The organism is Bifidobacterium sp. WCA-178-WT-4B (genome assembly GCF_009696495.1).
Classification (GTDB): Bacteria; Actinomycetota; Actinomycetes; order Actinomycetales; family Bifidobacteriaceae; genus Bifidobacterium; species Bifidobacterium infantis.
Window position 1 is genome coordinate 337,578 of record NZ_VULV01000001.1, and the last position, 12,508, is coordinate 350,085.

The 12,508-nt window shown below is 59.8% G+C and carries 11 protein-coding genes, 1 tRNA gene and 1 pseudogene; 5 read left to right on the forward strand and 8 right to left on the reverse strand.

Annotated features, from left to right (window positions below; all coding sequences use genetic code 11):
- Positions 1-44: 44 nt before the first annotated feature.
- From FYJ31_RS01515 to FYJ31_RS01545, 7 genes are all read right to left on the reverse strand, one after another.
- Positions 45-674 (reverse strand): LytR C-terminal domain-containing protein, encoded by a 630-nt coding sequence (locus tag FYJ31_RS01515; protein ID WP_065472934.1) that lies wholly within the window; start codon positions 672-674, stop codon positions 45-47.
- A gap of 46 nt (positions 675-720) precedes the next feature.
- Entirely contained in the window at positions 721-1,671 is a 951-nt protein-coding gene (locus tag FYJ31_RS01520) for a 4-(cytidine 5'-diphospho)-2-C-methyl-D-erythritol kinase (protein WP_053496183.1), read from the reverse strand.
- On the reverse strand, positions 1,668-2,594 hold the full coding sequence (gene rsmA, locus FYJ31_RS01525) for a 16S rRNA (adenine(1518)-N(6)/adenine(1519)-N(6))-dimethyltransferase RsmA (RefSeq protein WP_154535772.1): 927 nt from the start codon (positions 2,592-2,594) through the stop codon (positions 1,668-1,670). The genes FYJ31_RS01520 and rsmA overlap by 4 nt, the downstream gene beginning before the upstream one ends.
- A 32-nt stretch (positions 2,595-2,626) precedes the next feature.
- The gene (locus FYJ31_RS01530; RefSeq protein WP_154535773.1) at positions 2,627-4,159 is read right to left on the reverse strand and encodes a G5 domain-containing protein; all 1,533 of its coding nucleotides are present in this window, start codon (positions 4,157-4,159) and stop codon (positions 2,627-2,629) included.
- A gap of 311 nt (positions 4,160-4,470) precedes the next feature.
- Positions 4,471-4,544: transfer RNA gene (locus tag FYJ31_RS01535), tRNA-Thr, on the reverse strand.
- A 90-nt stretch (positions 4,545-4,634) separates the two neighbouring features.
- Entirely contained in the window at positions 4,635-5,612 is a 978-nt protein-coding gene (locus FYJ31_RS01540) for a DsbA family protein (RefSeq protein ID WP_154535774.1), read from the reverse strand.
- A gap of 177 nt (positions 5,613-5,789) precedes the next feature.
- Positions 5,790-8,069 (reverse strand): serine/threonine-protein kinase, encoded by a 2,280-nt coding sequence (locus FYJ31_RS01545; RefSeq protein ID WP_174772581.1) that lies wholly within the window; start codon positions 8,067-8,069, stop codon positions 5,790-5,792.
- Positions 8,070-8,442: 373 nt separating this feature from the next.
- Between FYJ31_RS01545 and FYJ31_RS01555 the strand changes: the two are divergent.
- Positions 8,443-8,737 (forward strand): annotated as a pseudogene (locus tag FYJ31_RS01555) (glycoside hydrolase family 3 N-terminal domain-containing protein); the annotation flags it as partial.
- Positions 8,738-8,958: 221 nt separating this feature from the next.
- Here FYJ31_RS01555 and FYJ31_RS01560 read toward each other — a convergent pair.
- The gene (locus FYJ31_RS01560) at positions 8,959-9,726 is read right to left on the reverse strand and encodes a potassium channel family protein (protein WP_007054642.1); all 768 of its coding nucleotides are present in this window, start codon (positions 9,724-9,726) and stop codon (positions 8,959-8,961) included.
- 192 nt (positions 9,727-9,918) lie between these two features.
- Between FYJ31_RS01560 and FYJ31_RS01565 the strand changes: the two genes are divergently transcribed.
- The 4 genes from FYJ31_RS01565 to nrdI all read left to right on the forward strand — a co-directional run bounded on the left by FYJ31_RS01565 (position 9,919) and on the right by nrdI (position 12,503).
- Positions 9,919-10,602: a DUF3990 domain-containing protein gene (locus FYJ31_RS01565; protein WP_154535776.1), complete on the forward strand. Its 684-nt coding sequence runs from the start codon at positions 9,919-9,921 to the stop codon at positions 10,600-10,602.
- The gene (locus tag FYJ31_RS01570; RefSeq protein ID WP_174772582.1) at positions 10,583-11,233 is read left to right on the forward strand and encodes a helix-turn-helix transcriptional regulator; all 651 of its coding nucleotides are present in this window, start codon (positions 10,583-10,585) and stop codon (positions 11,231-11,233) included. The genes FYJ31_RS01565 and FYJ31_RS01570 overlap by 20 nt, the downstream gene beginning before the upstream one ends.
- A 554-nt stretch (positions 11,234-11,787) precedes the next feature.
- Positions 11,788-12,054, forward strand: coding sequence for a glutaredoxin family protein (locus FYJ31_RS01580; RefSeq protein ID WP_007051803.1), 267 nt, complete (start codon positions 11,788-11,790; stop codon positions 12,052-12,054).
- On the forward strand, positions 12,045-12,503 hold the full coding sequence (nrdI, locus tag FYJ31_RS01585; RefSeq protein ID WP_174772605.1) for a class Ib ribonucleoside-diphosphate reductase assembly flavoprotein NrdI: 459 nt from the start codon (positions 12,045-12,047) through the stop codon (positions 12,501-12,503). Before FYJ31_RS01580 ends, nrdI begins: the two co-directional genes overlap by 10 nt.
- Positions 12,504-12,508 lie beyond the last annotated feature (5 nt).

A 12,508-nucleotide genomic window follows, 5' to 3' on the forward strand; every position in this document is an offset into this window, starting at 1 on the left:
CGTGTCAGCGTACGGTTTTTCGCGAAGATGAAGCTGTATGCGCCTTACTTCGCCGTGTATGCGTCGTGTTTGGTGTCGGCGGGCAGCTTGGTCATGCTATCTGCGGCCTTGCAACCCTCGATATTGGTGATGGTCTTACCGGATCGCGGGGAGGATTTGGTGTCCTGCAGATCGTTGAACGTGGCGCCGATGACCACATCGATGAGCTGATCCTCGCGAGCCGTCATGATCATGGTGGCGTCGGTGAAATTGCCGATCAGCGTATACGCCTGATTAATGGCGTTCTTGCCGAAGTAGATGGTGGTGCGTTCAACGTTGGTGCTGGAATAGTTATCGATTTTCTGCACGCTGAATCCACGATCAGCCAAAGCTTCACCCACGGCCTTGGCGAATTGGCCGTGAGAGGTGCCGTTCATCACGCGAATGCCGACCGAAGCGTTGGACACGTATTGCGCTTTGCCGCTGCTGTCCTTGACCGCGCACGGCGCCGCGTTGCCGTAATTCGGCTGGCGGGCCGGAGTCTCCACTTCGCCGAGGCCGAAAACGTGGAAATTGAACAGTAGGGCTATGACCATCACTACTGCCAATACCGCGCCGCTGATGGAAAAGACGATGGTCTGGCGGCGGCGCACGTACGCCTTGCGGGCTTCACGTTCATCAACCTGATACGTCATCGGTGGACTTCTTTCATGGGTCGGGTGGCTGGTTGCTACCTTAGCGTCACTGTCTGACGCCGATATTGGGGTGTGCGGGAGATTTGGCTCGAATAATGCGATCGACCACAGCCGTATCGCGCCACCCATCGATAATGCGTTGTGCCGCTGCCTCGTCGGCGGCGAAAGCGACCACTGAGGGGCCGGATCCGGAGACGAATGCATGGCTGGCACCCGCCTGCGTGGCGGCGTCGATGGCCTGCCCGCTGCGGGGATGCAGGCTGATTGCCGCAGCCTGCAGATGATTGCGGTCGCCTTCTGCGGCTCCCACGATGTCAAAGGTGTGGTAGACCTCAGGAGTGCTGAGTTGCGACTGGTATGCGCCGACCAATACTTCGCCGCTGAATCCCTGTTCTATCAGCGCCAGCTCATCGCGGCTGCCGGGGGTGATATCCGTGATGCGTTCACCGAAACCGGTGCCGTATGCAAGGCCACCGGTCAGGCAGAACGGCATGTCCGCGCCCAACGTGGCGGCAATGGTGCGCAGGCGCTCTATAGGCCAGTTCAGATCCCAGAGACGATTGACCGCCAGCATGGTCGCCGCGGCGTCGGCTGAACCGCCGCCTAGTCCGGCACCCACGGGAATGCGCTTGGTAATGGTCAACGCCACATCCGGCTCGCGCTCGGCCGCCTGGGCCATGGCGAAGAGGGCCAGTACCGCATGGTTGCGGCGCATGTCGCTGCGTGAGGAGGCCAAGTCGCCCAAATAAGCGCCTTCGAGCTCCAGAGAGAATCCTGCTCCGGGTTGCTTGGCGGTTGCGGTGACGGTGTCGTATACACCGATTGCACAGTAGATGGTGTCCAGTTCGTGGCGTCCGCCCCACTCGTCGTGAGCAGGCCCCACTTCCAAGGTGAGATTGGTTTTAGCCGGGCAATCCACCGTAATGGTGATGGGGGAGAGCTCATCGAACTGATGTCGGGCAGCGGCTGGGCGTGGATGTGAAATTACCGGACTCATTGTGCCTCATCTCCATCTCCACACGATTCGATGGCCTTGGCCAGAGCGGTGAATTCGGCGATGGTGAGCGTCTCTCCTCGACGGGTCGGATCGATGCCGGCGATGGAGAATGCCTCGGAGGGCGCAATGGTCTTCAATGCCGCGTGCAGGGTCTTGCGACGCTGACCGAACGCCGCATCGATCAGACGAAATACGAGTTCCCGTTGTGCGCCGCCGTCGGCCGTGCTGTTCGAGGCTCCCGGGGCGGCCGGGTCATCGGCCTGATACCGGGTGAATTTGACGAGCGCGGAATCCACATTGGGAGCCGGCCAGAACACATTGCGGCCGATGGTGCCCACCCGTTCGGCGGTGCCATACCAGGCGAGCTTCACGCTCGGCGCGCCGTAGATCTTGGAACCGGGCTTGGCGGCGAGTCTATCGGCCACCTCTTTCTGCACCATCACCAAGAACGAGACGAGGTTGTCGAAACGCTCCAACAGCGTGAGCAGAATTGGTGTGGCCACGTTGTACGGCAGATTGGCGACCAGCGTAAACGATGCGGCATCGCTGAAATCAGGCACGTTCTCCGGGGTGACGGTTAAGGCATCCCGATTGACGACGGTGAGTCGTGACGTGGCTTCGGGCATGAATTCGGCGACTGTGCCCGGCAGTCGTTCGGCCAACGGCGGATCGATTTCGACTGCGGTCATGGTGGCGCCGGTTTCCAAAATCGCCAGCGTCAACGATCCCAGGCCGGGGCCGACTTCCATGACATGATCGGCAGCGGTCACTCCCGCCTCGCGTACGATACGACGGACCGTGCCGGGGTCGATGACGAAGTTCTGCCCGAATTTCTTGGTGGGGCTGATGCCGGCATCGGCCGCGATACGACGGATATCGGCGGCACCTAACAGGTGACCGGTGGCGGGAATGGTGTCGTTCATAAGCGTGTGTTCCTTGTGGGCTTCGTAACCGATCAGTACCAACCGATTTGTTCGGAATGTTGCCATGCCTTGGACGGGCTGCCGTAGGCTTGTGCGATGTACCACAGACCCCAATCGATCTGTACGGCGGCATCGTCACGGTAATTGGCGCCGAACGCAGCCATTTTGTCTGCTGGTCGCGACTGAGGAATGCCGTAGGCACCGGAGCTCGCGTTTTCGGCATACCACAGCCACCTGGACTCGCGGTTCCATAGTTTGACCAGGCAATCCCAGTCGTTGCCTGTCCACCCGCGCTGCGCGGCGGCACCGGCGGCATAGGCCTGAGCCTGGGCTACGGTGGCGTGCCAGAGTCGGCCGGAGGGCGTGGTGGTTGTTCCTGAATCGGAGCCGGAAGAGCCGGAATTGTTGTTCGTACCGCCGCCGGTGTTACCGGAATTACCAGTGTTACCGGAATTGCCGGTGTTACCGGTGTTGCCGGTGTTACCGGTGTTACCGGTGTTACCGGAGTTACCGGAGTTGTTGCCGCCGGTGTTGCCGGCATTGTTGTTGGTATCGGTGTTCGTGTTGCTGCCAGAGCTGCTGTTGTTCTTGTCGCCTGTGTTGTTGGCATTGTTACCGGACGACTCGTGCTGATTGTTGAAACCGGAATCGGCCTTGCCGTTATCGGCGGAGTCGGATTTTTTGTCGGAACCTTTATCGGTATCAGACTTGGCGGCGCCTACGGCGATGATCTGGTCGATGGCCATCGTGGTGACGGTTTCGGATTCCAGCGTCTCCGATTCGGCCACGCCATCGACATACGTGACGTTATACACCTGGGTTTTCTCGCCATTGACGCCTTGCTGGCGGATCTCCGACTGGCCTTCAGGAAGATTGGAGTCGATGATGGTTTGTGTGGAGTATGGCACTATGGCTGTGCGTGTTTCCTCGCCATGCGTCACGCGCCGTACGCGCAGGATAGTGGTATCGCCGTCCTTTTCGACGCTCACACGGTCCTCTTTGTTCAGCACGATGCCTTTGGAGTCAAGAATGGAGGCCGCGGGCAGTTTGCCGTTGGGGGCCACGGAAGTCTTGCCGTCCGCAATGACGGTGACCGGGCCATCCTGATTGATGACCAGTCCGCCGGTGAGCTGGTTGTACACATTGTCGATGTCGACGGTGATTTTTGTGGCGTTGTTCTGGTTTTCCTCGAAAAATCCCAGCAGCTGGTCGGCACTGGTGGCCACGGTCCAGAAGGGAACGGACGTGCCGTCGATGTTGATAGTGGTCTGGTAGGCGGACTGTACGGTGACCACGGCATGATTGGCGAGTTGGTCGCCGGACGAGGTAGTGACGATATCGTGGGTCTTGATATCCACCCCTTGTTCCTCCAGAAGACGGGTGGCCGTCATCGCATATGTGGTGACTTGGGTGGTTTGCCCGTTGATGTTCAGGGCTACGGATTTACGCGCGGTGAACGCGAATGATCCAGCCAGCGCGATACTGGTCGCCGCGATACAGGCGATTACGCGGATGCGACGCAGTGTAACAAACCGCTGCGGGGTCCAACGCCGTGCCATTGCCATACTCTTCCTGCTGGGTGAACGATTACGCCACCCATCGTAACGGTTGTTCGGACCCGTACTGCGGTTTCACCGGCCACCGTCACCATTCCTGCTCGTCAGATTGTTCTGAACTCAAAAAAAGAAAAAAGGGGGCGGGAGAGAAGGGGATGTTCCCGCCCCCTTGAAGGTGCGGAGCTGGTTGGGGGACGCTCCGCCCTCATTCCAGGAAGCCCATAATTGGGGGAAGGCTCCTGGAGTACTTACCCAAGGTAAGAATTATATGCGTAGAAAAGCCTACGTATCACATAATACGCCATTTTTTCTGCGCGGCGAGCCTCTTGTCGGGATCGAACCGACGACCTGCCGCTTACAAGGCGGCCGCTCTGGCCATCTGAGCTAAAGAGGCGATTGTTCTTAACGCGTAAATCGTTTTGAACAAATCTCTAGTATACCGGTAGTTCTCGAGTGGTCAATTCAGGCCGAGCCGCGCCGGTAATTAATCGGCCAGCGAAATCGGCTTCTTGTTGGCGCCGATCGATGGCATCTGGCCTTCCACGCCCACCTGATCGGAGTCCAAGCCGATGGACTTGAGGAATCCGTCCACCATGCTGGTGTCCGCCAGCGTGAGCTGCTTCAGATCCCAGTATTCGCCATTGATGGTGAGCGTGGGGGAGGAGAACGCGCCGGAGCTGTTGAACAGTTCGGGGCGAAGGATGGTGTAGTTGTTGGAGGCGGTCAGCCAGTCGACATATTCGTTGTCGCCACTGAAGGCGGCGGCGGCCACGTCCTCACTTACGCCGGCATTGATGGCCTGCTTCTTCAGCTTGTTGTCGCTGACCGACACATAGTTGGACAGCTCGCCGGGCTGGAAATCCTCAGCGTAGATGTTGGAGAGGTACTGCATCAGGTGATCGGGATCGTCGTCATGCTCGGCGATATAGATGGCACCGTTGAACGCGCGGTTGGAGTAGTTGTCGGAGCTCTTGTTGTCCTGGAAATTGAGGAAGTGCAAATCGATGTTGAGCTGGCCGGCGTTCATCAGCTTGACGAGCGTCGGGTCAAGCTGGCGGTTCACCGAGGCGCAGCCGGGGCACAGCGGCTCCATGTAGATGGAAACGGTGGGCGCCCCTTCGGCCTTCTGACCGTACCCCTTGCTCGAGATCACGAAGCCGGCCTTGTCATCGGCGTTGGCCGGCTGGGTACTGACTTTCTTGAGCTTGCTATAGGCCTCGTCCACGGTCATGTTGCTTTGCTGGCTACTGCTGCTGGTGTTGGACGGCCGCATAGCCTTGTATACGGCGAATCCAGCGATGGCCACCAGCACCACAATAATGGCCACCACAATGCAGCCGATGATGGTCTGCTGCTTACGTTCCTTAGCCGCCTGCTCGGCCCGTGCCTGCTGGGCGGCCTCCTCGGCCGCTCGGCGCTCAGCGCGTGTGACACGCTTGGCCTGACGCTTCGGATCTGACATAGCTATCCCCTTGCAATCGCTTCAATGTTTGGGCCCCATCATAATGACCGGGCCTGAGGAGGACTGCGCCCAGAGCTGATCTGAGGTGAATTCCCTGTAAAAGTGTGACGGAACGAACGTATCGGATACACAACGGCCATGTGTGCGGATGGCTGATGTGTGAGATTCCGCCCCGCTCTAGGCGAACGGCATCCAGTTGATCGGCATGCCCAGAATCGGCATCGCGCACAAGGCCACGGTGATGATGGCCCATATGGTGAACAGCACGGTGCCGCGCCCGCCGCCCTTGGGCGCCGGCGCCACTGGAGCAGGTGGAGCCCCACCCACTTCGGTGGATGGCGCGCCCGCCGGGCGACTGTGTTTGAGCCCGCGCAGTACACCGCCCCCCAGCCGAATCATCATCGACTGTGGGGCGAACACAGTGACCAGCCAGCCGATGGCCATGAAACCGCCCAGCGCCAGCCCGGAAGCGGAGAACGGCACATCATTGAGCAACGGCACCGGAATACCCCAATCCGCGGTGAAATACCAGGAGATGGTGTGAACGGGCAGTGCCAGAGCCGCGGTGGCCACGGCGGTTCCCGCCATATAGATGATGACTAGCAGCAGTATGCGGGGAATGGCCAGCAGCAGGGCTTTGACCAGATGCCAGGGAAAAGTCGCCACGCGAATCCACGAATCGGAGTTTTTGCGCTCGCCGCCGCGTTTGCCCTCGCGCTCAAGCTGGGGTTCGGTGTTATAGGCCAGGGTGAGCAGTAGCCACAACAACGCAGTGGCCGCGATGATGGCCACGAGCGGAGCATTTGCCGCCAGTGCCGCCAGCGGCGCCGCCAGCAGGATCAATGGCAGGGTGCCGCGCTGCAGATATTCCCCTCGCTTCACGTCCACCGGATTGGGCATGGGAGGATTTTGGACCATGGTTTCGGTGGGGGCCGCTTGGGCGGTTTGGTCGATGATGCGCTGCAATGCCGGGCGAATGGCGGGGTCCACCGCTGTGGGCTGGTTGCTTGCGGGATCCCAGCTGCTCTGGGCGGTGCCGGACGGGGGGAATGATGACGGCTGCGGCGTGGGGAGTACGGTGGTGCGCTCGGCCAGCGGCGTGGTCGGGGCCGGAGTCGAATCGGTGTTGGTCATTGGTGTGGTGGCGCCGGCCATTGGTGTGGTTTGGTCCGGCATCGGTGTGGTCGCGCCGGTGAGTACCTGTGTGCCGGCGTCGTCGGTGAAATCGGCAGCAGCGTCGGGCAACAGTTGCGTGGCCTGCTCCGCACCGGCCGGCGGACGTGGCGGCATATCGGCTAAGGGCAGCGTGGCGGTAGCGGCGCCAGCCGGCGAGAATACGGCGGTTTCGCCATCGCCGTTATCGCCCTTATTGCCGGAGAACACGGCCATGGTGGGAGCCTCAGCGGCTTCCTCGGCCGCGCGCCAGATGGTTCGGGGATTATTGCGGTCAACGTCGCCGGCCGCGCCAAAAGGGGGCATCGCCTCCGCGGCTTCGGCAACGATCGCAGCCGGTTGTCCAGCCACGGCTCCCGCGGCGAACGGTCCCGCCTGCTCGCCCTGCCAAGCGTTGGGATTCAACGCATCCAAGGCGATGGCATTCAGCAATTGATCCGGCGTGCAACGATCCCTGCGATCCGGGTCCAGTGCAGAACGGAAGGCAGCCAATGTGCCGGCCGGTAGTCCGGAAAGATTCGCGTTGCCCGAGGCCTCGCGCTCAAGTACCGCCATCATCGGCTTGGTGCCGAACACAGGCGCGCCGGTTGCGGCAAAAGCGAGCACGGACGCCACCGACCACCAATCGGTGGCGTCGTCGGATTCGGCACCGTCAATAATCTCGGGTGCGATGAATCCGGGTGTACCCATCACTAGGCCGGTGCGGGTCACGTGACTTTCGCCCTCGCCCATCGCGATACCGAAATCGACCAATACCGGTCCGGCGGCCGACACCATCACATTGGTGGGTTTGATGTCGCGATGGACGATGCCGGCCGCATGTACGGCTTTGGTGGCTTCGATGAGCTTGCGGGCCAAGCGTTCCAGATCGTCGCCCACATACCGGCCATTGGCGGCCACATCATCCTTAAGATTCTTGCCCTCGATGAGTTCAGTGACGATGAACGCCAACGTATCGTCGAGTTCCATATCCACGATGCCGCATACGCCTGGATGATTGACCTTCTTCAAGGCCATGGCCTCGCGCCGCAGACGTTCGCGCGGCGTGACATCGGGCTTGAGGTCGGGGTCGTGCAGGGCCGCGGACGCAGAGCCGGAGCCTGCCACCGACTCGTCGGCCAGCGAATCGCGCAGAATCTTCATCGCATAGGTGGTGCCACCGCCGTCGCGGACACGCCACACCGACCCCATAGCTCCTGAGCCGAGCCGGGAAATCAGCGTATACCCACCAACCACTTCGCCGGGCTCAAGATTCAACGCGTTCAAATCGCTCATGCCCTCCATCCTAATGCCTTGCTGGTGCATTATTCTGGCTCTCTCCTGGGAGGCCGAGCTTGATATTTCTTGGCTCCCCTCTCTGAGAGGGGAGCCAAGAATAAGTGCCGTTTACGTATTGAGAAGTGCCGTTTACGCCATTAAGGTCGATTGCCCTGACCGGATGTGGTAGCAAATTATGCGCTCGAAATGACAGGATAGGTGCGTGGGCAGGTACGCCAGTCGTGAATTTGCGACTCTATAACCATCGGCATCAAGGATGTGTCGGCGGTGACCCAAAGGTGAGCCAGCCGGGCACATTCAACAGTGGCACAGCGATGCAAGGGCAGTATCGTGAGCCGCTGATCGAATCGATAACGATATCAGATTCGAATGCCGCGACTTCGCCGGTCGTACCTTCGAATACTTCTCCGAAGACGGCTACCTGTTCGGCGTGATGGCCTCCCAGCAGGTCTGGCGCTCAGGCCAAGGGCGTGTACGCCTTCATGAAGCACTTCGCGCTGAACGACCAGGAGACCAACCGACTGAGCGAGCTCGCCACCTGGGCCAACGAGCAGTCGATTCGCGAGATCTACCTGAAGCCCTTCGAGATGAGCGTCAAGCAGGGCGGCGCGGGTGCCGTGATGAGCGCCTTCAACTACATCGGTATGGAGTGGGGCGGTTCCCCTCCTGCCGTTGGCTTGAATGGGTTTTCCTTTGCCTTCATGTGGACCGCCTCCTCGCTGAATCAACCTAAAATAAAAATTATCAAAAATATCAAAAAAATAAAAAATATCAAAAGTTGGGTTGAGCCGACTGAAGAAAACAGCCGTGGCGACAATGATTCTGCCGCAATCCGCGGTGACAACAACTGACGCGGACCTTCTTGGCAGAATCGTTGTTTGTCCCGCTTCGCCAATCAACGCCGCTCAAGTTCGGTGCGCAGACCGGCTACCGTAGCGGTCAGCTCACGCACTTCCTCGCGCAATAGGTCGATTTCGGGATTGGCTGATGTTGCAATAGCCTCTTGCGCGGCTTCCTTGGCCACTTCCTTCTCCCGAGCGTCCTCGCGCCGATCCGTCTCCAGATTGACCTGATCCACGATCCACGAAGCCAGCGTGGCCGTCACAATACCGATCAACGCGATGCCGGTGAACATCAGCACCACCGCAATGATCTTGCCTTGGAAGGTGACCGGCGAGAAGTCGCCATATCCCACGGTGGTCACGGTCACGAACGCCCACCACAACGCCGTGCCGAAGTCGGTGATCGTGGATCCGGACGCCCCGCGCTCCACGGAATACACGGCCAGCGCGCCCACGTACATGAGCATTCCCACCGCGCCGACCGCGTATACGGTGATGCGCCCGCGCACCGCCATGCCGGAGGTGCGGTTCAGCACGTGCAGCACGGTCAGCAAACGCAACAGTCGCAAGGGCCGGAGCATCGGCAGCGCGATGGTCAGCAGCGTGAACAGGTTGTGCTTGAACCACCGCCAGCGATCGTCGGCCAACCACAGCGAGACCACATAATCGACGACGAACACCACCCAGATCACGTTGATGACGGTTTCACACAGCGCGATATGCGTGCGGGAGAGAATTTCCCACGAATACACCACCAGAAACACCACGGACAGCACCATCAGCGGCCAGTCCGTCCACTTCTTCCACGTCTTCAGTCCCATATTCCGATTGTAGTGTCGCGTCCGCTGCGCCACTGCGGAGCATGACTCCGGACATCAGTGTTGTATACGTTCGTATACATTTCACGTTGTGTACGAACGTATACAGCGGTATTTTTCATCTCGTATTTCCCTTATGACTATCACCACAGTGATATAATCAAGAACATGTAAGGAGAGAGAAGGAGCCGGCCAATGGAGACCGCATCGATCGAACTGTGGCATGGCTCTTCGCATGTCATCAAGCATCCTGAATACGGGCTGGTCAAGCCGAACAACGATTATGGCCGCGGATTCTATTGCACGCGCAGCATCGAGCTGGCCAAGGAATGGGCGTGCGCGGGACTAGATGACGGTTTCGCGAATCGGTACACATTGGCCACCAACGGGCTCACCTTCCTGGACCTATCCCAGTCGCCCTACACCATCCTGAACTGGTTGGCCCTGTTGGTCGAAAACCGTCGTTTCCAGCCGACCGCCGCCGTCGCCGCGCAAGGCATCGAATATCTGAAACAAGTGTTTCTGCCGGATGCCAGTCAGGCTGACGTCATCGTCGGATATCGTGCCGACGATTCGTATTTCTCGTTCGCCCGCGCTTTTGTCAATAACGCGATTTCTCTCGACCAACTCGCCGAGGCGATGCGGTTGGGTGAGCTCGGCAAGCAGATCGTACTCGCCAGTCCTCAGGCATTCGCGGCACTGCGGTTCCAAGGCTGCGAAATCGCCCACGCTTCGACCTACCACGTATTGCGTAACGAGCGCGACCGCACAGCTCGCGAGGCCTACCGCCGCAAAAGTGTGGAAGCCGATCTCGACGGCCTGTTCATGCGCGACATTATCCGCGAGAAAGTGACCAACGATGATCCTCGCCTACGATAAGACGTATCTGCCGGACGCCATGGCCAACTTGGCCGGCGCCTTCGATTACGCGCTGAACGATTGCGGGTTGCCGGTCGGCCTATTCACGGATTTCTTCGCCACCTCCGAGGCGGCCGCGCTTTTCGGGCGAGGCGTACCCAAATATGTGTGTGGCATGTCCGGCGAGGAGCTGGTGGTCGAAATCATGCGACAGACCGGCTGGGCGCGCATTATCGATATGCCGCCAGCCGCACTGCGCACCGGCGCAACACCCGAATACTGGGCCGGCTGGGCGCTCGCATACTGCCAATGGGCCAGGGGAGTGCGGTTCGCGGACATTCTCGATGTGCTGTCGTTCGACGATATCGTGCGACTGTACCCGACTCTGCACGAAGCCGACGAAAGCCGATTCGTCGACGTGTACGACGAGCGGGCCGCCCATAATCGCACCGAGGGCGACTCCCGGCTGCACACAGTCCGCGTTCGCGCCGGACTCAGCCAATCCGAACTGTCCCGTCACTCCGGCGTTGCCCTACGCTCCATCCAAATGTACGAGCAGCGCCGCAAAGACCTCGGCAAAGCTGCCGTCTCCACCGTGCTCGCTTTAGCCCGCACGCTTGGCTGCCGCATCGAAGATCTGTTGGAGCCGTAAAGACGCGGAGTAGTATCGCGCCGCATCGATTCTGATAACTGAACAACTACTTTTAAGGCCCGGCCGGATGCTCGTTTGGACATCCGACCGGGTCTTCTGGCTCCACACGGGGTGCCGAGGTATCCGTTCTCCGCTTCGAGGGGCTGATTTGGCCTTCCGTAGAGGTTTACTCCCGTTTCGAGGGGCTGGTGGCCCGCTAGAACACGGGTATAAACGGCTTCGCCCCACCGCCATTCCGCCATTTTGGGGATGCGCTTACTTGAGTACCAGCCCCTCGAAACGGAGATAGATCTCCGGAAAAGGCCAAATCAGCCCCTCGAAACGCGAGTATGGCGGTTGAAGCGCAAATGTGAACAATGCCACATGTGATTGGGCGGGTCGCTGCACGCCGATTTTCGGGGCTGCTTAGGAATGGCGGAATATCAACGAAATCACTATATCTAGGTTTGTTGTATGGTACACGCCACTACATATAGTGCCTTGATTTCAAATCACATCGCTGTAATATGGCCTTCGCTTCACTGTCCATCAGAACCACATTAAGGGGAGTCGCCATGACCGTCACCGTGTTCACCAAGCCGCATTGCCCGCAGTGCGATGCCACCAAGCGCCAGCTCACCAAGCTGGGTGTGCCGTTTGAAACTGTGGACCTGACGCAGAACCCCTCCACCCTTGAGCAGCTGCAGGCCGCCGGTTTCCAGCAGGCTCCGGTGGTCATCACGCCGGACAACTCCTGGACCGGCTACCGCCCCGACCTGATTCGCGAAGTCGCCCAGCAGGTGGCCGCCGACAACCGCGCCGCCGCCACGGTATCCGCGTGAGCCAGGCCGAGTTCGCGGCCGAAGGCAAGACGATCGGCGCATTGGTCTACTTCTCGTCGGCCTCCGAAAACACCGCACGGTTCGTGTCCGGATGCCGTTTGCAGGACGAAGGCATCAATGTCTACCGCATCCCGTTGCGGGCCGCCGACCCGGCGCTGAACGTCCGCGAACCGTACGTCATCATGGTGCCCACCTATGGCGGCGGCGTGGTCAAGAAAGCAGTGCCGATTCAGGTCAAACGCTTCCTCAACGATCCAGCCAACCGCGAGTGGATTCGCGGCGTCATCGCCTCAGGCAACACCAATTTCGGTGAGGCCTACTGTGCCGCCGGAGACATCATCGCCGCCAAATGCAAGGTGCCCTACCTCTACCGTTACGAACTCATGGGCACCCCAGAAGACACCGCCGCCGTGCGAAACGGCCTTGTCCGCTTCTTCACCGAACAGTAAATCTT

Excerpts from the sequence above, each read along its gene's own strand:
- FYJ31_RS01515 (WP_065472934.1), bottom strand. The coding sequence starts at position 674 with ATGACGTATCAGGTTGATGAACGTGAAGCCCGCAAGGCGTACGTGCGC.
- FYJ31_RS01520 (WP_053496183.1), bottom strand. The coding sequence starts at position 1,671 with ATGAGTCCGGTAATTTCACATCCACGCCCAGCCGCTGCCCGACATCAG.
- rsmA (WP_154535772.1), bottom strand. The coding sequence starts at position 2,594 with ATGAACGACACCATTCCCGCCACCGGTCACCTGTTAGGTGCCGCCGAT.
- FYJ31_RS01530 (WP_154535773.1), bottom strand. The coding sequence starts at position 4,159 with ATGGCAATGGCACGGCGTTGGACCCCGCAGCGGTTTGTTACACTGCGT.
- FYJ31_RS01540 (WP_154535774.1), bottom strand. The coding sequence starts at position 5,612 with ATGTCAGATCCGAAGCGTCAGGCCAAGCGTGTCACACGCGCTGAGCGC.
- FYJ31_RS01545 (WP_174772581.1), bottom strand. The coding sequence starts at position 8,069 with ATGGAGGGCATGAGCGATTTGAACGCGTTGAATCTTGAGCCCGGCGAA.
- FYJ31_RS01560 (WP_007054642.1), bottom strand. The coding sequence starts at position 9,726 with ATGGGACTGAAGACGTGGAAGAAGTGGACGGACTGGCCGCTGATGGTG.
- FYJ31_RS01565 (WP_154535776.1), top strand. The coding sequence starts at position 9,919 with ATGGAGACCGCATCGATCGAACTGTGGCATGGCTCTTCGCATGTCATC.
- FYJ31_RS01570 (WP_174772582.1), top strand. The coding sequence starts at position 10,583 with ATGATCCTCGCCTACGATAAGACGTATCTGCCGGACGCCATGGCCAAC.
- FYJ31_RS01580 (WP_007051803.1), top strand. The coding sequence starts at position 11,788 with ATGACCGTCACCGTGTTCACCAAGCCGCATTGCCCGCAGTGCGATGCC.